Source organism: Bradyrhizobium sp. UFLA05-112 (assembly GCF_053572325.1).
In genome coordinates this window covers 47,111-72,028 of the sequence record NZ_JBANBK010000030.1, presented here as the reverse complement: position 1 = coordinate 72,028, position 24,918 = coordinate 47,111, and the positions used below count along the sequence as shown (strand labels likewise).

The window sequence follows — 24,918 nt, the reverse complement described above, 5'->3', positions numbered from 1 at the left end:
TCTGCCCGCGCCTTTATTGCTTGTCGAGCCTGCCCTTTAGCGTCAAAGCAAAATCCGCGCCCATGTACTTCAAGTGTGGGACGACGGATATGCCGACGCGATACCATCCCGGTTCACCGTCGACATCTTCAACGGCGATCTCCGCCTTGCGCAACGGACGGCGCGAGCGGACGTCTGCCGATGGATTCTGCTGATCGGAAACATATTGGCGGATCCAGTCGTTGAGCTCGCTCTGCAGCTCTTCCCTGCTCTTCCACGAACCGATGTTCTCACGCTGCAGCACCTTAATATAGTGTGCGAACCGATTGATGATGAACATATACGGCAGCTGGGTACCAAGCTTGTAGTTGAGTTCGGCCGTCTTCCCTTCCTGGGTGTTGCCGAAATATTTCGGCTTTTGCACGGAATTGGCCGAGAAGAAAGCGGCGTTGTCCGAGCCCTTGCGCATGGTCAATGCAATGAAGCCCTGTTCGGCGAGCTCGAACTCGCGCCGGTCCGAGATGAGCACCTCCGTAGGTACTTTGCTTTGCAACTGCCCCATCGACTCATAGGTGTGCAGATTGAGGTCCTCTATCGCCCCACCTGACTGTGGGCCGATGATGTTTGGGCACCAGCGATACTTGGCGAAGCTTTCGGTCAGGCGGGTTGCGAAAGCAAAGGCGCCGCTACCCCACAGATAGTTAACTGTCTCGCCATCCGAAGCTTCCTGATAATTGAAACTCTTTACCGGAATTGTCCCCGGTCCATAGGGCAAGCGCAGCAGGAAACGCGGAAGCGTCAAGCCGAAGTAGCGAGCGTCCTCGCTTTCGCGGAACGAATTCCACTTGGCATATTTCGGCCCCTCGAAAATCGATTGCAAGTCCTTGAGATTAGCGATCTCCTCGTGGCGTTCGACGCCGAACATTTCAGGCCCGGCTGAGGCGATGACAGGCGAATGTGACATGGCGCCCACCGCGCTCATGTAGCGCATGAGCTTAACATCTTGGCTCGAACTGCCAAATTCATAGGCCGATATCATGGCTGCGACGGGCTGGCCGCCAAACTGGCCAAACTCGGCTGAGTAGACGAGCTTATACAGACCGGACTTGACGATCTCCGGGCTGTCTTCGAAATCGGTGAGCAGCTCGTCCTTGCTGACGCTGAGAAGTTCTACCTTGATGTTCTGACGGAAATCGGTTCGGTCGACCAAGAACTTGAGGCCGCGCCAAGCTGACTCGAGCTTTTGGAACTCATCGGTATGCAGCACGGCGTCCAGCTGAGCCGAGATCTTGCGATCGATCTCCGCGATCATCTGATCGATGAGCGCGTTGTTGACCATCCCATCGGCCCGCTCCGGTTTGACGAGCTCGGCAAGGAAAGCCGCGACACCCCGACGGGCGAGATCGTACCCCTCGTCGCACGGTGTGATTTTGGTTTCGACGAGAACCTGATCAAGCAGCGAAAGCTCAGTAGTCGTAGTGGCGACTTCGGCAGGTTGCTGCGCGCTTGCATCGGCCATAACACCGCCACTCATAGCACTCACTCCGGCTTACTGGTGAGCTCGCTGACGAGCTGCGGCCGCGCACCGTCGTCTTCGAGCAAGTTCTGGATGGCTTTGCGGAAGTTAGGCATGTTGCCAAGCGGGCTTTTCAAAGCAATCAGGGCCGCGCGCAATTCGGTCAAAGCTCGAACTTCTGAAATTTGTTGCGCGACGCGCTCTGGCTCGAAATCCTTCAGGCTCTCAAACTTCAGCGTTACTGACAGCTTGCCGGCCTCAGGCGATTCGTCGAGCTTGTTCTCGGCCAAGATGTCCAGGCTCAGTTCCTTCCCTTTAACGACCTCGTTAAAGTTGTCCTTGTTGATATCGACGAGTTCTCGGTCCTCAATGGGACAGTCATCGACCCGTCCGGTGAAGTCGCCCAAAATCATTAGCTTGAGCGGCAGCTCGACATCCTCCTTGAGGTTGCCGGTTGCCGGCTTGAAGCGAATATTAACGCGCTCCTTCGGAGCGACCGAGCTTTCCTGTGCCATACCAGCTCCCGTTAGTCCTTTGGCTTTGACGACTCAGCCGCGACCTAGGCGGCTCGCCCGCGCAATGTCGATCCGTGCTGCTCGAGTTCGGATCTGCTCCAGCGCGAGGCGACGGCGAGGCTCGTCAATCATCTGTTGCGACTCGGAATGGGTCATTGCGCGGAAGCGGAGTTCAGCAGCCTCAAGCGCAAGCAAAGGTTCCCAACTTTCTAGGTCGCGCTTAGCGACAACCCCTTCAATGTGCTCGAGCAGCGGAACCGCGGTCGTGACGAATCCGGTATCGACGCAGAAACGTGCTTGCGCAAGTTGGCCGACGAAACGCGCACGTTCGTCGGTCGCGCCGTCCAGCGCACGCGACAGCCTCTCCAGCGCCGCCTGCGGTTGCCCGCCGCCGATGAGCTTGTATGCGTCAGCGACCGCTTCCTCCGCGAGGTCAGGGCTCGTCGTCGCGTCTATCACGGCGGCGGCCCAGGCACGCGTTTCGTCATCTGCAAACGGCCTGCCGTTGTTGAAATGAAACTCCAAGATCCGCGGATAGCGTGTAACCAGCATAGTCACCGCCCCGCGTACCACCGTGGCCGCCGTCTCAAATGACGGCCCCATTTGCTCCAGCGCGTCGGCTGCATGCCGGTGAGCGTCGAGCCAGAACGGTCCCGTCCAGGCGATCTCTTCGGCCAAATTCACGACATCGGCCTGCTGACCGGCAATCACTTTTGCTTCTAACGCGACGATGCTATCGGCGGGCGGAAATACCTCGGTGCGGCTGCCCGAATCGGGCGGGAGCGAGTCAAATCGCATCCACGAACCGACGCGATTGAGCAGATAGGCCTTCGGGTTTGCCAGCGAGGCGAGGCGCATGGCGGCAGCGGCCTGCCGGAGCATATCCGGCAAACGCTCCGCAAAGTCGGCCCAGTCATCGACGCCGGCCTGTACCGCCAGATCTGGCGGCGCCTGTTGAGCCCCGCCAGCCGGCGGTGAAACCTCCGCCGGCGCGGCCGAGGTCTCTTCGACAGCACAGGCCCTATCGGCCACACGATCCGCCGCCTCGGCGGTCGCGCGTTTGGCTTTCTCGTACTGCGGCATCAGCGCTCGGATAAGTTCGCCCAAGGTAACGTGCTCCTTGACCAATTTCTCGCCGAACTGACGGTCCAGGTCATGAAGCGCTTCATAGGCGGCAAGCACCGCTGGATAATCGGCTTCAGTCGCCGCATTTTCAGCCACCGCCGGCCCAAGGCGACCGACAAGCCAATCGACCGCTCCGACCCGTGCACGTTCTCGCTTGATCAGAGGATAGAGTCCTTCCCAATGTGCGTCCACCATGCCGCGCAAGATTGCTAACCCGACGGCGAGACCTTGATATCCCTCGATGCGAAAGAGACCATAGACAGCCCAACAGGCAATCAGAATGTCTTTTGACTGGTTCGCCAGGATATGAAGCGACAGCTTACTGACCTTTCGCCAATCAACCGCGGCTGGCCCGTCGGCATCCATACCCCGCACCTCGGCTTCGAGCTGCTCAAAGTCGGCCGCATCACGGACGTCAGCACCGGCAGGCACGGCGCCCGGCACAGGTGCGGCGCCGTAGAGCACGCGAGCATCGACGTCAGCACGAACCGCTATGCCCGCCGGTTCGATCACGGTGACAAACCCGTGCGCGGACGCGCGTTGAGGCGCGTAGCGGCGTTGGAGCGGTCGGCTTCATGTCCGCCGCCTCCAGTGAACTGAGCGTGATTCTTGTATGCCATCACTCCGACTCGTTATGGAGGCGATGCTGGATGACATCCACCTTTCAAGGCTCGTGCCAATTGTGGATGCTTGATTTGTAAGAATATCTGCTCGTGTCGGCCCGACAGCCTGTCGCAACTTCGACAGTCGACATCGGAGACGCTTGAGCTCGACCTCGCAGGTGCTTGCTCAGAGGAGTTATTGAGCTCAGTAGAGAAATCCCTAGCTCCAGGTTTGCGCCTGAAACGCTGATTCACGGCAACTATTGTGCAAGTTGAGGTGGCACCGTGATCCGAGTCAACGGCGAGAGCCCCATGCCTTAATTCGACCACTCGAAAGGCTCGACCAAGCCGAAGGTCCTACAATGCGAGGAACCTGGGCTTAGCGCCCCGCCCGAGGCTCCAACAAAGAAGACTGTCACGATCGGACATTGAAGCAGCGATGACAGAATCGGCGGACAAATGGACTCTGATCGAACGTATGTTTTTCAATTCTACCCCAACGATCGCACGCTTCATGATTGTCAGGACGGCACTCGCGACGCCATGCATCAATTCGACCGCGACATAACATTCTTGCGCCTCAGTCAACTACCAACGCTAGCAATTGATCTACATGACGGAAGCGTGTCACCTATCGTTTGATGAACGTCGGTAGGTCCTTTGATGAAGGTCGGTAGGTCCAACGTGACCTGCAAGGAATTCGGCATGCAACATCAACCACAATATGTATTCGATAACGAACCTAGCCGGTCGGCTGTTTCGTCGTCCGTAGAAATGCTGCGCGCTCTGGTTTGCTCCAATAGCGAGCTCTCGTTCCTCATGGAAGCGCATGACGGACTCTCCGCCGCGATCGCCAAGCGTGCAGGATTCAAAGGTCTTTGGGCGTCGGGCCTGTCGATTGCCACCTCTCTCGGTTACCGCGATGCCAACGAAGCTTCATGGAGTCAGTTCGTCGACGTTGTCGAGCGCATCGTGGACTCGGCCGAGCTTCCAGTGCTCGTTGATGGCGATGGTGGCTTTGGGAACTTCAATAATGCACGCCTCTTGGCACGCAAGCTCCGTCAGCGTGGCGCAGCCGGCATCGCACTCGAGGACAGCTGTTTTCCGAAGACGAACTCATTCGTTGGCGAGCGGCATCCCCTCGCCGATATCAATGAATTCTCCGGCCGTCTGCGGGCCGTGAAGGATACAGTCGCGGACAACCTAGTCCTCGTTGCTCGGACCGAGGCCCTGATCGGCGGCCACGGAATGGATGAAGCAATTCTGCGCGCTCACGCTTACGCTGACGCGGGAGCCGATGCGATCCTTATCCATTCACGAAAGAGCAGCGCGGACGAGATCCTATCGTTTGTGAGCGCCTGGCAGAACCGGCTGCCGGTCGTCATCGTTCCAACGAAATACTTCCGAACCTCGGTCTCAGCATATCGCGATGCCGATATTTCGACAGTGATCTGGGCGAACCACTCCATGCGAGCCGCAACGGCAGCAATGCGGCAAGTCTGCGATAATATCATGGCCGAGGAAGGCATTGCCGGCGTTGAGCCATGTATCGCGACACTCGAAGAGGTCTTTGCGCTGTTGGGATACGACGAGCTCGCCCGTGCGGAAGCGCGATATCTGATTCCCCAGTGACCTACGGAAGTCACCTCTCATGCACACAATAACATATTCGTCAGGGAATGCTGCCATGCAACCGACCGCCCAATCGCCACGCTTCACCCTCGACGACTGGTTTCTTTATTCTCCCGACGTTGGAGATATGACGGCTCTTAGGTGGCCGCTCTGTGCATTTCCACCCGTTGGCTCCATCTCGGAGAACGACCGACGCGGAACATAATTCCTTCGTTTGAGGTCACCTTTCGACAGATTTCCCGGCGGCTCTACGCCACCGCTCTGAAGCTAAGGAAACGCCATGTTGGCGCAACGGACAGCCATCCTCAAATCGTCGGCCACCGGCGCGGCGAGGGCCACTGCCAAAGCAGCTGCCGCGAAGGGCAAGGAAATTATCGATTTGACCGCCGGAGAGATTTGGGCCGATATAGCACCATCGGTGCGCGAGGGCGCAATCGCCGCTATCAGCCGCAACCTCAACCGCTACACTGACACGATCGGTCTGATGGAGTTGCGCCATGCACTAGCTTGCAAGATCTCCGCCGAAACCACCCAACCCTGGTCGGCAGACGAGATCGCGGTGACGAGTGGCGCCAAACAGGCACTCTTCAATGCGGCTATGGCTCTTCTGAACCCCGGGGACGAAGTCCTCATCCCGACCCCCTACTGGACCACGTTCCCGGCCCAGATCGTCGTTGCCGGCGGCAGGCCGGTCTTTATCGAGACCCGACATAATAACTTTGTCCCGAGACTTACGGACCTGGTGGCGGCCATTACATCAAAGACCAAAGCGATCGTTGTCAACACGCCGAACAATCCGACTGGTACGATCTACGACCGCGACATTCTTGTTAGCATTGCCGATCTCGCCATCGACCGGGATCTCTGGATCATTTTCGATGAATGCTACGGAGCTTTCGCCCATTCCCCACATACCCATCATCCGATCGTTTCTGTCGCCTCCCGGGCACGCGATCGTACTTTGATTGTCAATTCATTTTCCAAGTCGTTGGCCCTTACCGGCTGGCGGATTGGTTATCTCGCCGGGCCCAAGGCAGTCATCAGTGCAGCTAAGGCGCTACAAAGCCATACAACGTCCAATCCCAATGTCATTGCACAGCATGCGCTGCTCCATTTCCTGGAGCGCGGTGATCCCGCATTCCAAATGCAGTTGCAGAAGCACGTCGCCAAGGCGCGAGCGCACGGGCTGTCGATCCTCTCAGCGCTGACATCGGTGCCCTCGCCAGCTGCACAAGGTGGATTTTACTTCTATCTTGATCTTACCGAATTACTGCGGCGCACCAAGCGTAATGGTCGCGAATTCAATGCCGATGACGTTGTTAACGCCTTGCTGATGGATGCTGGTGTCGCAACCGTTTCCGGAACCGCCTTTGGCGACCCGGCCGGGGTTCGACTCTCCTACGGCATCGATCTCGAATTACTCGACAAAGGCTTGCAGCGTCTGACCGAAACTCTGAATACCTGGAACTGAATGATCAGCTCCGCCAAGCTGCCCGTAATCAAAGACGGTTAACATTATGCCCGACATTCCAAGCCAAGCCATCATCCTTGCGGCGGGACTCGGCTCGCGCCTGCGGCCTCTGACCGAGACACGGCCGAAGCCATTAATCGAAGTACATGGTAGGCCGATTTTGCACAACGCACTCGGCAATCTCGCCGCCCTTGGCGTTTCCGAAACAACCATTGTCGTCGGCTACCGAAAGGACGACATCACGGCGTCCTGCGGCGACGCATACGGCAACATGAAAATAACTTACGTCGAATCTTCGGAATTCGAACGCACCGGCAGTGCGTATTCGCTTTGGCTCGCGCGCGACACTCTAATGAATGGCGACGTATTCCTGTTGGAAGGTGATGTCATTTTCGAATGCTCTGCGCTGTCCCGCCTGCTCGAACATGAAGGCGATGTCGCAGCGGTCGACATCTTCGACGAAATGATGACCGGCTCGGCCGTGCTCCTCTCTGAGGACGACTACGTGCGCGAATTCCGCTTAAATCAAAGCAATGCGGACCTATCAACGGATCTACTCTACAAGACGATCAACCTCTTTCGCTTCGGCAGGAATACGCTGAAGGAGCATCTCGTTTCGCGATTAGATGCACTTTTCGCCTCCGGAGGTGGCACGGCCTTTGTCGAACAGGTTCTTGCCGGTTTAATCGCTGACGATAAACTTAGGATTAAGGCCGCGCTCTGCGATGACCTGAAATGGTTTGAGATCGACAGCACGGCAGACCTCCGTATGGCCGAACGGATTTTCCGCAGCGAGAGACCGCGGCTCACTGGCAGACCAAATGGCGCTTTAGCGACGTCAAATAGGGTGTGATCATGATCAATCGGTTCGGACATGCCACGGCTGCGCGCCGTCACGGTGTCCACTGGAAGATCAACAGTACGGAGGATGTGCGCGCCGATGAACGCGACTTCGCCACCGCAAATCACCGCCGTTCCTCAGCCCCGATGTTTGGGCATAAGATTGTTTGTCGCGAGAGCCTCCAATGATCCGGCAGCTTCTCGATCCGGCCAACGCCGTGACTGCAATAGGTCTTGTGCTCTCGGCTATCGGTATCAATGTTACGATCGCGGGTCTGCCGGAGATCGGCGTAGCCATCGTGCTCTGGGCATTGCTGGCCGATCACCTCGACGGCGTCGTGGCCCAGCGGATGCAAGGCCGCCGGGTCGAGACAAGAAGGGTCGGCAAGAATCTGGATTCGCTCGCCGACTTGGTGAGTGCCGGGGTCTTTCCGGCAGTAACGTCAATCATCATCGGCCATGGCTCAACGATCTCAGTTGCTGCAGGAGCGATTCTCCTTGTGGCCAGCGCCTTGCGGCTCAGCTACTTCAACGTATTCGGATCTCCGGGCGGCCGGTTCATCGGAGTGCCGACCACCTACGTCGTACCGGTAACGGCAATCTTGTTCTTGTTCCGCCCGGATATTCCAGAGGCGGTCTTTCCCAACCTGTTCGCGTTCGTCCTCGTCGTTCTTGCTGTCTTGCACGTTGTGCCTCTCCGAGTGCCGAAGACGGCTGGCGTCATGTACTTCGTCGTAACTGCGTTTTGTGTTGGGGCATCCATCATATTGGCAACGAGAACATAGACGAACCGCTGCCAACATAACTGTTTGGAGGAATGGATGCCCGACTCCAGCCTGGAGTTTTCCATCGACCTGACGACGGCCCTACCGCCCGCACCGCACATTATCCACGAAGCGCTCGAACAGGCGTTTCAGCAGATTTGTCATTCGGATACGGTCCCAATGAATATCCGCCGCAACCATCCGGGCGGAGCAAAGGAAGATCTTGAAGCCGGATCGTGCTGGCTTCGTGGCCGTTTTGACGCAGAGCCCGATCCCGAACGGATTATTGTGACGAATGGCACGCAGAGCGCGTTGAACCTACTATTTGGAATGGTCGAGCCGGGGGCAACCCTGTTCACTGAATCGGTCACTTATGCCGTATTGAGACAACTCACGACACGCGCTGGGTTGAAGCTGGTCGGCCTACCGGTTGATCAAGAGGGACTAATTCCCGAAGCCCTTGAGGACGGCTGTCGCGGACGATCGGGCCAGCGAGTGTTGTTTTGCAATCCCACGGTCCACAATCCAACGACTGCGGTGATGGGGCGCGCCCGGAGGGTCCGCCTCGCGGAGACGTGCAGGAGGCTTGGGATTACGATTATTGAGGACGACGTACTAGGCTTTCTGCATCCGGATGCCCCACCCCCGATAGCTGCACTTGCGCCAGACATTACGTGGTATTGCATGAGCGTCTCGAAGTGCTTCGCGATGGGTTTGCGCTTTGCCTATCTGCTTGCGCCGACTGCCACGCGCGCGCGGGAACTGGTGTCACCGGTACAGAGATTATCCTGGTGGTTTCCGAACGCTCTATCCGCTCTCACAATAAACCACTGGATACGTGCCGACCTTGCGCAACAAATCATCGACGCCATAAGGGCGGATATTCGCGAACGCCATGCGATCGCATCCGAGATCCTGACATCTGCTGAGTACGTTACGAAGCCTGGATCGCTCCACATTTGGATGCCGTTGCCGGACTGTATCGAGCAGCATACGCTTGTGGACGCCGCAAAGACGTGCGGCATCCTCATACGTCCTGCGGAGGTTTTCGCCGTCAGCGACTCCCGAGTGCCGAACGCGGTCCGGGTGTCACTCACGGCGCCGCCGAGCTCGAATGATCTCGTGGTTGGGCTCTCAGTCCTGGACAAACTACTGGAACGAGAGGTCCGCAAGACCAGACAAAGCCCTCTCGAAGCCGTCCCTCTGCAGGCACATGGCTAAGGAAGGGGATATGCACAAAATATTACGCGTTCCCCTTTCGGCCGTTATCGCGCTACGAACATCAGAACTCCGACCCGAAAGACATGCCAGGGATACGATTTCGCCTGGCGATCTTCTAGCAGATAGCATTCATGTCGCCGCGGCATCGCAAGATGGATTCGTTGGAGTTGCGTCGGCTGTTAGAGAGCCGGCGCCTCCTCCAGGGGACAGCGCTGCTGCGTGGCGGATTCGAGGAGTCGCAGTCGTCAGCCATTTGCGCGGAGCGGGACTTGGACGCCAACTGGTTGAAACGGCATGCAATCTGATCACGAACAGAGAAGTCTCAGTCTGGCTTTATGCACAAGAACGCGTCAGCGGCTTCTACGAGAAACTCGGGTTTGCACCGGTTGTTACCGGCGTGTCGCATCACATCTCCGGCCTTGTCGGACTATATGAGCTGAAGCGTGGCGATCGGGAAGAAGCCGGCTTAAAACAGCGACGCAGCAGGAGGGCTTGACGTGGATACTGCGATCCAATGGGGTGATTTCACGACGAGTGCTAACGATTACAGCCAGCGCCCGCCGCACTCTCCAGAACTCCTGAGAACACTATCGTCAGGTCTCCGTATCGAGAAGAACCGACGGAACGTGGTTGATTTGTGCGCAGGAACCGGGAATCTGACAGCAACGCTGGTGTCGCTCGACCTTGAAGGATGGGCTATTGAGCCGGAGGCCGTGATGCACGCCGAAGCTCGGCGTCTCGGTCGCGGAGGCGACTTCTTCGAATGGCGCTCCGGAGCGGCTGAGGATACTGGCTTGGATGACGAGAGCGCGAGCTGGATCCTAATCGGAAACGCTTTTCAATACGTCGACCCTCAACGGACGCTCAAGGAATGTAACCGCGTGCTTCGACGGGACGGCTTCCTCACCGTGCTCTGGAACCCCAGAGACTTAGTGATCGATATCTTTCAGCGTTCTATCGATGAGCTCGTGCGGGCGTCTTCTCCGGCAATCTCTCAGACGTTTACGAACGCCGAGAAGGCCATCGAACCTATCAACAGCTCGCCATACTTTGAGCCGTTCATATATTGCGATCGCCTGGATTGGCACGAAATGTCGCCGGAGACCTTCATGGCGACTTGGCGATCAGCACATTACGTTCCGAGCCAGATTGGACAAACGGCGTGGCTCGCTCTTCTGGAGAAAATTCGCATTCGGGTCGGCACCGTCCGATCGTTAAGGACGGCATGGCGGACAAGAGCCTGGACTTACAAAGTATCCAAAGCCTGAGGAGCCGGCGCGGCGCGCCCGTTCCTGAGGCTCTAGCAATTGTCGATCCCGATGAGGACTATAATGCGCAAGCCAACACGCCACATCAAATTAGGTCTGTTCCTGGTAATTGACGGTCTCCACGAGGCCGCCTGGCGGCATCCCGACGCAACCTCGGGCCAAGGGATGGCATTCAAGCGATATCTTGACATCGTGACTACTGCGGATCGCAACTTCTTCGACTTTGTCTTCCTTGCCGACAGTCTTGGCATCACGTCAGACAATATCCCAATGATCAGCCGCAGCGCGCGCACGGAGTGTTACGATCCTATTGTTCTTCTGTCAGCTCTGGCGCCGTTCACAAAGGGAATTGGTTTGGTTGGAACTGCCTCCACGTCCTATAATGATCCCTACCAAGTCGCACGCAAATTCGCCTCGCTCGATCATCTGAGTGGCGGTCGGGCCGGGTGGAATGTCGTTACCTCGGCGAGCAGGTTCGAGGCGCTGAATTTATCTAGTGATGATCTTCCGCCCCATGAGACCAGATATCGCCGGGCTCGGGAGTTCGTGTCGGTTGTCAAAGGCCTCTGGGATAGCTGGGACGACGATGCATTCGTTCGCGACAGGGCATCGGGAATCTATTTCGAGCCGAGTAAGATGCATGTGCTCGACCATCGGGGAGAATTTTTCTCGGTCCGTGGCCCATTGAGCATTCCCAGATCACCACAGGGTCATCCCGTAATCGTTCAAGCAGGATCTTCAGAAGATGGTCAGGATCTGGCCGCAGCGTCGGCGGACGTGGTGTTTACCGCTCAGCAAAATCTCGGGGACGCGAGAGAGTTCTACGCAAACCTGAAGGCACGACTCCAGCGCTATGATCGCGGCGAAGACGAGCTCATTATCATGCCCGGCATATTTCCAGTGATTGGGCAAACCCAGCGCGAAGCCGAGGATCGCTTTGAAATGCTGCAGTCTCTGCTGCACCCGGAAGTTGGTATTCCCTTCATTAGCCGCATTCTCGGTGGCGTTGACCTGGCCGGGCTTACTCTCAGCGACAGGCTTCCCTCAGTTATTAGCGAGACCAATTCAAGCAAGAGCAGGCAGAAGCTTCTCATCGAGAGCGCCAGCCGCGAATCTCTAACGATCGGACAGATGATAATGCGCTTCGCGGGTGCTCGAGGTCATCTGCAGGTCGTGGGTACAGCCACAACGATCGCCGATTGTATCGAAGAGTGGATCAGCGCGCGAGCTGCGGACGGTTTCAACGTGATGCCGCCTTTGCTGCCGGGCTCGATGAAAGAGTTTATCGATTTAGTCGTCCCGGAACTACAACGTCGCGGCCTGCTTCCTTCAGCCATCCGCGCGGGCACTCTGCGTGAGAAGCTGGGTCTGCGGCGCCTCCCAGATCTGGCGCACGTTTATGCAGGTCACCTTGCTAATCGAGCTGCCGCTACATAGTCGGATCGACCATAGAAGTAAGGGTATTCGGACTACTCATTTACTGCGTGTCAACTCTCGCGTCACCGTACGAACATACTTCCAAAGACATATACATAATCTGCCTAACATGATGGCCTCCCCCTGCTGCCGCCGGCACTAATCGATGAGCTTACGCAGCTCGCACAGTCGATCGGTTCGGAAGAAGGCGCGACCTGCACGAACCATGACTACCAGTCGGGCTCGACAACGTCAGTCCATTCGACCGGAAGTGTACGCAATCCTCCCTCGTGACCTGCGGATGACACGCGGTCTCCGCCCCAGTTGTTGCGAACGGCGAACCACTCGGACGCCTATCCGCACAGCGGATGGAACGGATGGTAACCGTGAAAACGTGCGCGCCACGCTCGTCACGATATGCAATGCGCGCTAGACTCCAAGGCAAAGGTCGAAGTTGCGGTGCAAGTCACCCAGCGATGGAGTCTGGCGCGGTTGCGCAATCAACGCTCTTTTCGTTGGGGAGCGAAACTCAGCGATCAAAATCCAGGTCGTCAAACTCTATGCCCGGCAGATGCGCGACTTTGACGGCCAGCCGCGCCGAACTGTTCGCCGAGCTCGACAAGCCCAAGCTCACAAAGCTGCCGGACTAGATCAGACCTACGCTTCCGCGCGCTGGAAGCGATGCCGGGTCAGCCCGGTCTATCATATCGAGATCGACGGACACTGAGACGAGTGATGGACGCCACCAATTCTTGGAGGTGATGGCCTGGCTCAAGTCAGTTAGAAGGTCCTTGAGGCTGATATTCATTGGAATGGGCCTCGTCTATAGGGCTGGCAGGAATATGCCAAGAGATAACCGTTTTGCAATCCCGGTATTGCTCGATTGGACTTTGTTGCCTCTGTCTGCCGCAACTACAGCGACCCTTTTCGCTTGGCTGCTATACTATAGCAGTTTTGGTTACAATCTCAGCAGCGACGGCTTCTACCTCCTCTCGATGGCGAACCCATTCCCCTATGCAATCAATATGCCGCCTTCCCTTTTCGGCTTTTTTTATCACTGGCCCTATCAGTGGATGGGTGGCGACGTCGCAGCACTTCGCACGGCGAATATCACGCTCACGATGGCGCTGGGCTGGAGTCTCAGCTTCCTCGTGATCCGGCGCTTCTGGACAGTGGGGTGGCCGCATGCAGCGGTGCTATCGGCAGGGATCGCCAGCTTGGCATTAGTGAATTTTCACACCACGTTCTCGCGCACCCCCAACTATAACACACTGACCCTTCACTCGCTCTTGATAGTGATGATCGGCTTGCTACTGGCCGATCGGCCCGGGCGAATCCGCCGGGTCTCGGGATGGATCCTGGTTGGCGTTGGCGGCTGGTGCTGCTTCATGGCCAAGCTGACAACCGCCGCCGCCGTTGCTCTCGTCGTTATGATCTATGTCGTTGTTTTGCGGCGAAAATCGCTGCTGCCCATGCTTGGCGCAGCGCTCTTCGCGCTCGTTCTGCTGATCGTTACCGCCTACTTGATCGACGGCGGCATCGCCGGGCTGGTGACGCGTATGGTCAACAGCGCTGATTTGGAAGTCTTGCTAGGTGCGAAGCACGAAGTGTCCTCCATATTTCGGATCGACTGGCTCGAAACCAGTCGCGCGCAACTCGGTTTCGCTATGTTAACGGCGATAGCCGTTCTGCTCAGCATTCTAGTGGAGTCTAGGTACAAGTGGCTCCCAGCACTAGCTCTTGCCGCGGTCCTGATCATAACAATTGCGATTGCGCTGCTGGGGACCGATCCGGTCAGCATCAAGCTCTCGACCCTGTTCCTAGTGCCAGTCTTCACGTGCCTTGGCGCGATGTTCTATCGTGAGGGATTGATTCTGCGCAGCCAAGCTCCCACCGGCGTCGCTCTAGCGCTAACGTTTTTCGTCCTGCCGCACGTGTCCGCGCTGGGCTCCGGTGTCAACTACTGGTGGGGCGGTTCAAAGGCCGCCTTGTTCTGGATGCTCGCGCTCGTTGTCTTCCTGAGTCCTCTTGCGCAACAGCGACGCAACGTCGCCACCCTGCTGCCCCTGACTGTGTTAGCACAGTTGTTCGCTGCATCAGTGATCAATGCTGCCATCCTCAAGCCGCGGGGTCAGGAGAAAGATCTGCGCGCTTATACCGCTGTTACCCCCCTGCCGGGCGGTGGAAAATTGGTGCTCTCGCAACCCCACCACGACTATCTGACCACGGCCAGAGCGCAGGCTCGTGCGGCCGGCCTCGAAGTCGGTGCCCCGGTGGTTGATCTCTCTGGTCGCTCGCCGGGCCTCCTGTTTGTGCTCGAAGCGCGAGCGCTCGGTCTACCATTGCTGGTCGGGCCATATGTCACTAGCGAAGCACACTATGGTCAACCTGGGCCGACCGTGCCATCTTCCGGCAGTAACGCCGTCGCAGTGGAAACGCTCCGACTTGAGAACTGCGCCGATCTGGCCAAAGCGTGGCTACTGATCGAGCCGGAGGGACCGCATCATCTTGACCAAGCCAGTGTCATGGCCTCCTTTGGAGCCCGTGAGGCGGACTACGTCGCCGCCGCTGCGTTCGAAGCCCCCATCAATGACGGGGATGATCCGGATGCTAACAGGCAGTCTTTGCTCAAGCCCATACGCCCCGCCGCGCTAGCGGAGCAATCCTGCCGTGAAGCTAGGTGGCAACGGCCGGATCGCCAGAAATGGAGCCAATGGTGAAAGCTGTGATCGGCGCCGGTGGTCTTAACCCTAATGTCCGAGGAAACCTACCTGGTACCGAAGCAAATCTTGACCGATGATCGCATGATTCTTGGCCGCATAGCGAGGCTCAGCAACCGCTATCCGCGAAGACTGTTAAGCAGTGTCCAAGCGCCTCACTCGACTGTCTGGTTGTCACCCTGGCTCGCACGCATGGCGTGGAGCAAGCTCGGAATGAACCGTGACGACGACGCCAATTTCTTAGCTCACACTGCACAAGGTATACGACCAGCCCGGAAGGAAGGACGATCCCAATCGGAAGCGCGTTATATCCCACTGAGGTTTGCGAGACGGAATGGACGAATGGAGAAACGACTCCGGCGACACTTCTGACGCCTGCTTCGACGCCATGGCTCTTCTTAGGGCCGGCGAGCTGTTGAGGACAGAAGTGGGTGGGTATGCATAATGGCTCGAGGCTGCAGCCTCAAATCAACTTCGGATTGATTAGCGCTGACCGCTGCCATCTCTTTGACGAGTCCTTTTGCATCGTCGGCGGGTCCATAAGAGGCCACGCTGAAGCCGACGTAGCCCAGCGGAAAGCCCCCACGCCAAACGCAAAAGGGGAAACGAAAGAGAGAAAAGCAGCTTCACCAGCCGCGCCGTTGGTGCCGCTCCGCGTCAGGTGACCTCGCAGCTGAGCCCCCCGCGGACGAGATCTTTCACCTGCTTCATCGCTCTTGCCGGTGATGATGGCTAATCGCTTGAGGCTCGGAAGGGCGAGCCCGATTGAAGACATTTGCGTATTCAGGCTGAATCCGCCATCAACTGGCTGTTTCGCAGGATACGGGAAGCTGAGGTTCGGGTGGCGCTCGCGGGCCTCCGCCGGCCCGCAGGAGGCAGTCGAGTTGTAGTTGGACGTGCCGTCTAATCTCGGGTTCGTGCCATGTCGGGGAAACGCATTGTACTGCGCGGGGAATTTCGATGCGAGGCGGCAGTGTCCAGGGCGGCAGCGTGGCCGCCTTCAATCGTCAGGGCTGTCATCGCACCGTTGCCAGCGCGCCCCCTAAAGAGCAGGCCTGCTTGCCACGAGATGGAAACGCAGAACAAGAAGCACCGCGCAGACGGTCGTCCCGATTGATAAGCCAATCCAGATACCGACGGCTCCGAGACCCATCTTCAATCCAAGCACGTAGCTAAGGGAGAAGCCAATTGGCCAATAAGCTATGCCGGCGAAGAGAAGCGGTACCCGCGTGTCCTTCAGTCCGCGCAGGCCGCCAGTCGCAACGCTCTGTGCGGCATTACTGACAAATAAGCTCGCGCCGACCAAAAGAAGCTTTGCGGCTAGTCCGACCGTCGCGTCGAAGTCGCCGGCCGATTTGCCCAGAAACAACCTGGCGATCTCAAAACGTCCGGCGATCACCGCGAGCGTCAGCAATGCAGCGATCACAATACCGAGCACCATCGCGACCAGACCTGCCCGCTTAACGCCGGGACCATCGTTGCGGCCGACTGCATGCCCGACGCGTACGGCTGCCGCCATGCTGATGCCGAAAGAGATCATAGACAGGATCACGGCGACCTGGAACGCGATCTGATGTGCTGCGAGTGTGCTTGTTCCGCTCAGGCCCGCCAGGACCGCAGCGGCCGAGAATGCTCCGCAGCCGATCAAGGAGGCCATTGAGATCGGCGACCCGGTCACAATCAGCGCTCGCATTAGGGGCCAATCAAAATGCCAAAGATGTGCAAGCACGTGGTAGTCACGGAAAGGACGACGCATTGTGGCGAACCACAACCCAGCCAAAAATGTCCCGCAGTTCACCAAGGTGGTCGCAAGACCCGCACCGAACAGCTCCAGCCGGGGTAGGCCGAGCTTCCCATAGATCAGCGGATAAGCTAGCAGGGCGTTGGCGGGGATCGCCGCGAGCGTGATCCACAAGACCGGCTCCGGCCGGTTGACTGCGCTCAGGAAACCACGGATAGCTAGAAAGCAAAGCGCCGGTGCCGCGCCCCAGGCGAGTCCGAACAGGTATTGCTGGGCGAGCCGTGCCACGTTGGGCGCTTGACCAAGCGCGACCAGTATTTGCTCTCCGCACACTGCAAATGCCACAATCGGGAGCGATAGAAGCAGCGCCGCCCACAATCCCATGCGTAGCGCGCGCCGTACCACCGCCAGATTATCCGCCCCAAACGCCTGCGCCGCCAACGGCGTGATCGCCGCGAGCACGCCTATGCCGAAGGTGACGCTGACGAGATAGATCCTGCCAGCCAGCGCTGCCGCGGAGAGTGCCTCAGCGCCGAGTCGCCCGATGAAGGCAACATTGGTCGTCATCACCGCGATCTCCCCAACCTGCGTCAACACCATCGGCAGTGCGAGTTTTGCGGTTTCCCTGAGCTCGACAGCGAAGTGATGGCCTGTCGCCTGTCTCGCCACTCCGCGCCGCAAACCGGATATATCCGTAAAACTCATGCTGTTCGGTTTGCTTTGGCAGGCAAGCGATCCTCTTGTTTCACCGAGAGGATCCCGTTTTCCGCCTGAGTTAGCGATGGCCGCGACGCGCGCACTGAGACGGATAGCGGCGTTGAGGCGGTCGAATTCAAATGAAAGCATAAGTCAACTGAGAGGCGGTAGCATTGTGAGCCATTCACTGAAACTCCTTTAGCATGCGATGCTGGATGACATCCTCTCTCATCAATATTTGTGCCATCTGCGAGAGATTGAGTCGTAGAGGCTATTTGCTCAAGAGGAGGTGCCGTGGACCCGATAGCATGTCGAAAATCCGACAGTCGGCGTCAGAGCGCCTGATTTCGATGTCGCAGAGATGGCTCGGACTTTGTTGTGTCCTCGTATGCGGCCGACAGCTTTATGGCATGGGCCAAGCGTGTCCAGTCGCTCTCTTCAAACCATCAGAAAGTCTGCCGACTCGTCCAACGATCCTGTCACCATGCCTCCATCGATGACATAAGAGACCGCCTCCACCCACGATGGATTTGTGACCTTGGTGCCGCGCTCGCCTTTCGTATTGACGCGTATTCGGCGAAACTGTTGGCGGGCACGAGGACCACGGTTTTCCGGGTTCAGCCGAGCGCGTCGGTACGGCAAGGAAATATTGCGGATGTTAGGTTACTGAAAAATTCTCGACTCGCGGTGGAGTGGGCATCCCCAGCACGTCATGATCAACTCTCGGCCGGTAATAATATCGCAAACAACGGGCACCGAATGTCCGAAGACGCGCTAGGCATCGTTCTGGATTGTCGCCGTGCCGGTCGATCACGCGAAACAGGGCGATCATCGCCTGGTTTCAAAAAGGGAGATACGCACCGATGTCTGGAACCCGCCAAGCGTGTTTGCCGCCGCGACATTCGGCGCAAACTCGCGAGCATTCCTTCTGGTTCGCGCTGGCCCGAATCCTGCACGTACTACGGTCGACGGCGACAGAAGGGGAGGCTCGTTTGAGTGTCAATAGCCACGCGACGATTAGGTCGCCGGAGACTGTTACGCACGTACAGAACCGCGGCGAAGAACACGTCGTCGTCCGTAATCCAACCCTACTAGGTGAATAATTCGTGACCCTGCACAACAACTATCAGTTGTTAGAGCGGGGATTGTCTCCCGACGAACCGCGGCGACTCGACGATATTCCGTGTGGCCGGGAGCATAACGGCGCGCTGACTGTCACTTTTCCAAGGGATCACAACGCCCTCGAAGTCGGGTGTGCGGCTACGCATTCACGGAAACGCGAGCATCCCAACTGCGAACGGCTCACAGTGGCCTGCGTCGTGCCGCAAGCAATTAGTCGAGCGCGCCAATGGAGGAAGAGGTGGACGCAATTCACGTGGATCGTCTCAGACATTCGACTGTTCTTGGAACCATTCGATCTGATCGTTGTAGCAGATGTTCTCTATTGACTCGAGGACGGCTGAGATGGGGCGCCGATCCGCAACCTGGTGCGGGTGCTTGGGCCAGATCGCGGCATCTGGATCACCGATCGACGCGCGATGCCCCCCGTCGGCTGTGCCGAGGCGGTCATCACTGTGCTGAACGAAACATTGATCGAAGATCGAAGTTGAGCGTCGGCCATGCCAGGAGGCGTCAACCTACTGAAGATTGCTTGCTGGCTTCTGCCTTCGGAGTCCGATTCGATCTTCGAATCAACGAATTTACGGGGTTCGACATGGAGGCACTATGCGCATCTGCGGTATCAAACTGACGCATGACGGAGCGATCGCTCTTATTGAGGACGAACGGCTTGTCTTTTGCATCGAGCAAGAGAAGCGGGGCAACAGTCCGCGTTATCAAGCCATCGACAATCTAGATGCAATTGTCGTTGCTTTGGCGGAGCACGGTCTGGGTACGAAAGATGTTGACGAGTTTGTCATCGACGGCTGGGCCGGAGACGCAGAGTCGCAATTGGATGTCGTCAGCGATACGTCGCCTATCACTCTCAAAGCGGCGCCGTATCTTGAACCTCATGCCGAGGGCCTGCTCACTTCATGCGACGGCTCTGGGTTGATCCTTGACGGCAAGATGTACCCTTACAAAAGCTATCCCCACGTCACAGACCATTTAGCCTCTGCATACTGCACTAGCCAGTTTGCCAGAGCTGGACAACCTGCGTTCTGCCTAGTGTGGGACGGCGCCATGTTTCCACGTCTCTATTACGTAGAGCGCCGCGGGGCCCGGTTCCTCGAATACCTGTTTCCGATAATTGGACATGCCTATCCTGCGGCGGGCCATCACTTTGGACCTTATAAGAACCGCACCCACCGGAGAGACCGGAGCCTTTCCGGCAAGTTGATGGCCTACATTGCGCTTGGGTCTGTTGATGAAGATATCGTGGCGGTGTTTCAGGAGCTCTATTGGGAACGCTTTGCTGCCGACATAAAGTGTGCCCGTGGTTATCGTGCTGATCTCAACAGCATAGATTCTAAGGTTGCGGAGCTGCATGATTTCTTCGATGCCAGCGCGCTCCGGTTGAAGGTCAAGTCACCCGAAGACGTGCTTGCATCGTTTCATTGCTTCCTTGAGCGTCTGCTCGTCCAGGAAATGGCGATTGCTTTGCAGCGGCATTCGTCTGTTCCGGGACCACGGAACTTATGTATTGCCGGCGGCTGCGGTCTCAATATCAAATGGAACAGCGCACTACGTGCGGCAGGCCTGTTTGATGCTGTCTGGGTGCCGCCGTTTACGAATGACAGCGGCTCGGCTATCGGTGCCGCTTGCGCTGCAGTGGCGGCGCGAAAAGGCTTCGTTTCGCTGGAATGGTCGGTCTACAGTGGCCCAGCCCTGCAACGTAGCGATGTGCCGCCCGAATGGGAGGCCGCGCCGTGCAGTATGCAGGAACTTGCGACAGTCCTCGCGAGCAACAAGCCGGTGATTTTCCTTGCTGGGCGCGCCGAGCTCGGACCGCGCGCACTAGGTGGCAGAAGCATTCTCGCGGCGGCCACATCGCCGGGCATGAAGGACCATCTCAACGACATCAAACTTCGGGAACACTTCCGGCCAGTGGCGCCGATATGCCTGGAGGATCGTGCACCGGATATTTTCAGGCCTGGAACGCCGGATCCTTACATGCTTTTCGATCACCACACACGGGCAGAATGGCGGGACAAAATTCCTGCCGTTATACATCTCGACGGATCCGCGCGATTGCAGACTGTTTCCAGAACCTCTGAACACAAAGTCGCTCATCTTCTCATCGAATATGAAGAGCTCACGGGCATTCCATTGCTTTGTAATACAAGTGCCAACCACCATGGACGTGGTTTTTTCCCGGATCTCGCGTCAGCCTGCCAGTGGGGACGCGTTGAACACGTCTGGTGCGACGGCCTACTGTGGACCAAATGCCGCAAGTGAGCGATCGCTCGCCGACCGGCATTGACGGCAAGGCGGATGCGCGCGTCGCCGGGACGCCTATTTCAAGACCGCTGGCAACGTCCACGTCAGGGAATGAGCTCGGATGGCGCAAGAGGTTATGGCGCTCTGACGAACCACCAGTCCTCTCGCTCGATCGAGCAAATTGAGCCTAGGCTTTTGACGTCTTGATTGGAATGAACCGCATATTTGGGGCGAGTAATTGCTTTCGCAGAATGCGGTCACATTATTGGCATCGGTCTTAACCTCCCGTCGCAAGTTGCGGCTCTACATGTTCGGCGGAATCACTCTCACGTCGCGCTCAAGCCGCTGAATCTGCGCGCAAGACAGAGACGGTCTCGGTTGTCTGAACAGCAATTCCGCGTCGATAGGTGGAGCTTCTGCCAGAGTTAGGCTGCCGCGCGGAATGGCAGCAGGTTGAAGTAAGCTTGATCCGGGGTGCCGCGGTCAAGGCTCGAGTGGGGACGCCGGCCATGGTACAAGGCTTGAGAGCGCCCACGGGACCGTATGCCGTGAGGTTCTGTACCGGCTTCACCCTTGGGCAGGCCGCGAGGTTTTCGTCCATGCCGTGATCGAACGGTCTAATTCTGTCGGCTCTTTTGGCCCGAAAGACATAAGGCGCGCCGTCGTGCGGATCTGAGCCGGCATCGCGCTCAAGCGCAACAAGACCATGGACACCCCTTGCGATTATGTGGTGCACCACATAATAGAGAGCGTTTTTAGATTAGCGGCGCGCCACCGAAGCTTCGACGTGCGCCGATGTGAGTGCGCCGGTAATCTAAAAACGCTCTCTATTATCCGGAGGTGAGCATCTCGATCAACCGATCTGGCGGGCGGAATTTGCCTGGCTTGATGCCGAGCGGTGCCAGGGCGCCGAGCATCTCGAGTTTCTCGGCCGGGTCGGCGCGTAGGTAAATCTCAGTGCTCTGGAGAGTGGCGTGCCCGAGCCACAGCGCCACCTTGCGGACATCGCGGGTCGCTCGCAGCATGTGCATAGCGCAGCTGTGACGCAGTACATGGGGTGATATCGACTTCGTGGCAAGCGAGGGCACGATGGCGGCGGCGGCGGCGTGCTTTGCCAGGATATATTCGAAGCCGGCGCGCGTCATCACCCGGCCGGCGTTGTTCAAGAAGAGCGCAATATCGCGGTTCTTGGGTCTGACCGCTGTCCAGGCTCGGATCGCGGCCGAGGTCTCCTGCCAGAGTGGTAGCACGCGCTCTCGCCGTCCTTTGCCGAAGACATGGATGCTGGCGGGCGCCCGACCGTCGAATTGATCGAGGGAGAGACCGACAAGCTCAGAAACGCGCAGCCCGCCGGCAAAGGCGAGATGCAGCACGGCGCGATCGCGAATGCCCAACATTGTCCGCCGATCCGGTGCGTCAAGCAGCGCCTGAACCTCAGCGCGCGAAAGCGAAGCGACGAGCGTCTCGTCAATCTTCTTCATTGGAATCGAGTGCACCCGAAGGGCTTGATCGAGCACCACAGCTACTCGGTGTTCGAGATAGCGAAAAAAGGACTTCACGGCCGCCAACCGAGCGTTGCGCGAACGCGCTTTGTTGCCGCGCACCTCCTCGACATGTTCCAGGAAGGCAAGGATCATCGCGACATCGAGATCCTCGATATGCAGCAAGCAGGGCCTCTTGCGGAGTCGTCGTGCGGCAAAGGCCACCAGCAGCTGGAAGCTGTAGGCATAGGCGTCGCAGGTATGGATGCTGGCTCGACGCTCGCGGGGAAGATGTTCTCGAAGGAAGGCGGTGAGGTGCGGGGCGAGTTGGGTCATGCCTGCTCTCCCCGATACAAGCCTTCGCCGGCCGCTGCCATATGCGTCATCAGCTCGGGCGTCGCCTGGAGATACCAATATGTATCGCTCACATGGGCGTGGCCCATATAGGTGCTCAGGGCTGTGATATGGCGAGCGACTGCCTGGGCGTCGTGCGCACAGCGTTCGAGAGAGCGAACGGCGAATGTATGGCGAAGATCGTGGATCCGCGGTCCTCGCGATCCTGGGGCGCCACGCAAGCCGATCGACCGAACGAGTTGCAGGAAGACCGTTATCGCTGTCGGATAGGCAGGCGGCATTCCCTGATGCGAAATGAAGAGCGCATCGCTCTGGCTTGATGCCTTTAGGCGAGCGGCGAGATATCCGTCCAATGCGCGTCTGGTCGTTAAATGGAGCGGCAGCAACCTGCTCTTCTTGAACTTAGTCTGGGCAATAATCAGCCCATCGTGTGTCACGTCTGGTAGTCGGATGGTGAGCGCTTCCGAAACGCGCATGCCGGTCGCGGCAATCAACCCGAACATTGTGGCGTATGTCAGTGGCCGAATTGAGCCAGCGGGGCCAAGGTGGCGCGCGGCGTCGATCAGCCGTCGGATGTCGCCGGGACTGTAAATATATGGAGTGCGGCGTCGAGGACTGGCGCGGCCGAAGATATCGGCTTCGGGAACTTCATGGCGCGAATCTTCAGCATGCAACGCGATCGCAAAGCGGCGTACGGTCAGCAGACGGTTGCGTCGTTGCTCGGGAGATGGGGCCTGTAGCGCCCACTCACGCACGGTCGTAGTCGTTATGACACGCTCACCCCGATGCTCGGCGAAGGCGACAAAGTTGCGCAGGAGGATGCCCGGCGTCCGGAACTTGAAGCCCAGCGCGCGTTGAAGAGCTGCATGATCGGCGAGATGTTGACTCAGCATACCAGGTCTCTCGGCCAGGGCTGAGAAATCAGCTCCAGCATTGGAATGTCGACCTTGGCGTAGTGAGCGGTCATATCAAGAGAGCGGTGACGCAGCACCGTGCCGACAGCCTCGAGTGTGGCTCCCGAACGTAACATCGTGGTTGCCGCGGAGTGGCGCAGCAGGCTGGCTCCGGTCGACGGCGGGTCGGAAATGCCTGCCCGCTTCAGCGCAAGTGCGACGATCGTGGAGACATAGCTGGACCGCGAGAATGACCGGTAGGGTGCGATCATTAAGAGAAACATTGCGTCTGAATGCACGCGAGGCCGTTCCTGCTCGATGTAGGCGAGTAGGGCATCTCCGACGTCCTGCGGGAGCGGCAGCCGAACCTCGCGGCGCGCTTTGCCACTCAAGCGCAGCATGCCGGATGTCCAATCAAGATCGCTGAGCCTGGGCCCAGCGACATCTCCAGCCCGAAGCCCCAGACGCGCCAGCAGGAGCAGGATCGCCTTGTCACGCAAACGGCCCCTGACGAGATGATCGCAGGATGCAATGACCCGGTCGACATCAGCGGCGACAAGATATCGCGGCAATGACGAAAGACGCCGTTGCACGACAGACGGGATGGCGTCGTCGAGGTTGGGTCGGCAAAGTCCAGCACCAGCAAGGAAACGCAGATAGCTGCTCAAGGCGCTCGTTATGGTCCGCATGTTGGCGGGGCCGGTCCGCTCACGCCACTCGCGGACAACTTTACGTATGAGGGTTGCGTCATAGTCGTGGGTCGCCGTGCCAGTGCTGGCAGCAACCGATGCAAATCGCGCCGATGGCGGGTAATGGTCCGCTCCGACAGTCCCCGGTGAATACGCAGCCAGCTCTGATAGTCGTCCACCAGGGGATATGGTGACGCGACCTTCGAGGGTGCTCGTGCGACTCCGATCCGTTGGAGGAAAACAACGAACCGCCTTGCGCGCCGCCAATAGCGGGGCGAAATACGCTGCCATTGCCGGCTGCAGGGACAGTGACACCGATGTTCGGCAAAGCGACGAACGACGTCGTCATCAATGGCATCGATTGGGATAGCCTCAGCACCGAGCCAAGCCGCGAAATGACGCGCCCAAGCCGTATAACCGCCAATGGTCAGCGGTGTGTATCTCTGAGCGGCAAGGTCGGCCGCAAACTGATCAATCCACAACGACACCGGTCCCGGATCGAGGAACCAGTGATTACGATTATTGGTATCCATCTTCGCTCTCCTCACGATGCTGAATCATCGTGAGGAGCATAGTTATGTGGAGCGAATGCGTGCCCGCTTCTTAATTAACTACCT

19 protein-coding genes and 1 pseudogene are annotated in these 24,918 nt (G+C 58.1%); 13 read left to right on the top strand and 7 right to left on the bottom strand.

Features of this window, described 5'->3' with window-relative positions; all coding sequences use genetic code 11:
• Positions 1-13: 13 nt before the first annotated feature.
• Genes tssC through tssA form a run of 3 tightly spaced genes read right to left on the bottom strand, consistent with a single transcriptional unit; the run spans position 14 to position 3,648 of the window.
• On the bottom strand, positions 14-1,513 hold the full coding sequence (tssC, locus tag SO180_RS19200; RefSeq protein ID WP_449380397.1) for a type VI secretion system contractile sheath large subunit: 1,500 nt from the start codon (positions 1,511-1,513) through the stop codon (positions 14-16).
• A gap of 5 nt (positions 1,514-1,518) precedes the next feature.
• The gene (gene tssB, locus SO180_RS19195; protein ID WP_449380396.1) at positions 1,519-2,010 is read right to left on the bottom strand and encodes a type VI secretion system contractile sheath small subunit; all 492 of its coding nucleotides are present in this window, start codon (positions 2,008-2,010) and stop codon (positions 1,519-1,521) included.
• Between the two features lie 33 nt (positions 2,011-2,043).
• Positions 2,044-3,648, bottom strand: coding sequence for a type VI secretion system protein TssA (tssA, locus tag SO180_RS19190; protein WP_449380395.1), 1,605 nt, complete (start codon positions 3,646-3,648; stop codon positions 2,044-2,046).
• An 863-nt stretch (positions 3,649-4,511) separates the two neighbouring features.
• Between tssA and aepX the strand changes: the two genes are divergently transcribed.
• The 10 genes and pseudogenes from aepX to SO180_RS19140 all read left to right on the top strand — a co-directional run bounded on the left by aepX (position 4,512) and on the right by SO180_RS19140 (position 15,069).
• The gene (gene aepX, locus SO180_RS19185) at positions 4,512-5,369 is read left to right on the top strand and encodes a phosphoenolpyruvate mutase (protein WP_449380413.1); all 858 of its coding nucleotides are present in this window, start codon (positions 4,512-4,514) and stop codon (positions 5,367-5,369) included.
• A 280-nt stretch (positions 5,370-5,649) separates the two neighbouring features.
• On the top strand, positions 5,650-6,840 hold the full coding sequence (locus tag SO180_RS19180; protein WP_449380394.1) for an aminotransferase class I/II-fold pyridoxal phosphate-dependent enzyme: 1,191 nt from the start codon (positions 5,650-5,652) through the stop codon (positions 6,838-6,840).
• A gap of 46 nt (positions 6,841-6,886) precedes the next feature.
• Positions 6,887-7,693, top strand: a complete 807-nt coding sequence (locus SO180_RS19175; RefSeq protein WP_449380393.1) for a phosphocholine cytidylyltransferase family protein — start codon at positions 6,887-6,889, stop codon at positions 7,691-7,693.
• Positions 7,694-7,865: 172 nt separating this feature from the next.
• Positions 7,866-8,465, top strand: coding sequence for a CDP-alcohol phosphatidyltransferase family protein (locus tag SO180_RS19170; protein WP_449380392.1), 600 nt, complete (start codon positions 7,866-7,868; stop codon positions 8,463-8,465).
• Between the two features lie 36 nt (positions 8,466-8,501).
• Positions 8,502-9,665, top strand: coding sequence for an aminotransferase-like domain-containing protein (locus tag SO180_RS19165; protein ID WP_449380391.1), 1,164 nt, complete (start codon positions 8,502-8,504; stop codon positions 9,663-9,665).
• Complete coding sequence (locus SO180_RS19160; RefSeq protein WP_449380390.1) at positions 9,559-10,161, top strand: GNAT family N-acetyltransferase; 603 nt, start codon at positions 9,559-9,561, stop codon at positions 10,159-10,161. Before SO180_RS19165 ends, SO180_RS19160 begins: the two co-directional genes overlap by 107 nt.
• Before the next feature lies 1 nt (position 10,162).
• Positions 10,163-10,933, top strand: a complete 771-nt coding sequence (locus SO180_RS19155) for a class I SAM-dependent methyltransferase (protein ID WP_449380389.1) — start codon at positions 10,163-10,165, stop codon at positions 10,931-10,933.
• 63 nt (positions 10,934-10,996) lie between these two features.
• Positions 10,997-12,370 carry an LLM class flavin-dependent oxidoreductase gene (locus tag SO180_RS19150; protein ID WP_449380388.1) on the top strand — a complete coding sequence of 458 codons (1,374 nt, stop codon included), beginning with the start codon at positions 10,997-10,999 and terminating at the stop codon, positions 12,368-12,370.
• A 417-nt stretch (positions 12,371-12,787) separates the two neighbouring features.
• Positions 12,788-13,073 (top strand): annotated as a pseudogene (locus tag SO180_RS19145) (IS21 family transposase); the annotation flags it as partial.
• Between the two features lie 88 nt (positions 13,074-13,161).
• On the top strand, positions 13,162-15,069 hold the full coding sequence (locus tag SO180_RS19140; protein ID WP_449380387.1) for a hypothetical protein: 1,908 nt from the start codon (positions 13,162-13,164) through the stop codon (positions 15,067-15,069).
• 1,042 nt (positions 15,070-16,111) lie between these two features.
• On the opposite strand, the gene SO180_RS19135 is transcribed toward SO180_RS19140, so the two are convergent.
• On the bottom strand, positions 16,112-17,515 hold the full coding sequence (locus SO180_RS19135) for an MATE family efflux transporter (protein ID WP_449380412.1): 1,404 nt from the start codon (positions 17,513-17,515) through the stop codon (positions 16,112-16,114).
• Between the two features lie 1,097 nt (positions 17,516-18,612).
• Between SO180_RS19135 and SO180_RS19130 the strand changes: the two genes are divergently transcribed.
• Together SO180_RS19130 and nodU are read left to right on the top strand one after the other, a co-directional pair.
• Positions 18,613-18,954 (top strand): SAM-dependent methyltransferase, encoded by a 342-nt coding sequence (locus SO180_RS19130; protein ID WP_449380386.1) that lies wholly within the window; start codon positions 18,613-18,615, stop codon positions 18,952-18,954.
• A 277-nt stretch (positions 18,955-19,231) separates the two neighbouring features.
• On the top strand, positions 19,232-20,902 hold the full coding sequence (gene nodU, locus SO180_RS19125) for a nodulation protein NodU (protein ID WP_449380385.1): 1,671 nt from the start codon (positions 19,232-19,234) through the stop codon (positions 20,900-20,902).
• Between the two features lie 812 nt (positions 20,903-21,714).
• Here the strand turns inward: nodU and SO180_RS19120 are convergent.
• The 3 genes from SO180_RS19120 to SO180_RS19110 are packed head-to-tail and all read right to left on the bottom strand — an operon-like array spanning position 21,715 to position 24,280.
• Entirely contained in the window at positions 21,715-22,701 is a 987-nt protein-coding gene (locus tag SO180_RS19120; RefSeq protein WP_449380384.1) for a tyrosine-type recombinase/integrase, read from the bottom strand.
• Complete coding sequence (locus SO180_RS19115) at positions 22,698-23,612, bottom strand: tyrosine-type recombinase/integrase (protein ID WP_449380383.1); 915 nt, start codon at positions 23,610-23,612, stop codon at positions 22,698-22,700. Before SO180_RS19115 ends, SO180_RS19120 begins: the two co-directional genes overlap by 4 nt.
• Complete coding sequence (locus SO180_RS19110; RefSeq protein ID WP_449380382.1) at positions 23,606-24,280, bottom strand: tyrosine-type recombinase/integrase; 675 nt, start codon at positions 24,278-24,280, stop codon at positions 23,606-23,608. Before SO180_RS19110 ends, SO180_RS19115 begins: the two co-directional genes overlap by 7 nt.
• A gap of 338 nt (positions 24,281-24,618) precedes the next feature.
• On the opposite strand from SO180_RS19110, the gene SO180_RS19105 reads away from it, so the two are divergent.
• Positions 24,619-24,867: a hypothetical protein gene (locus SO180_RS19105; RefSeq protein WP_449380381.1), complete on the top strand. Its 249-nt coding sequence runs from the start codon at positions 24,619-24,621 to the stop codon at positions 24,865-24,867.
• Positions 24,868-24,918 lie beyond the last annotated feature (51 nt).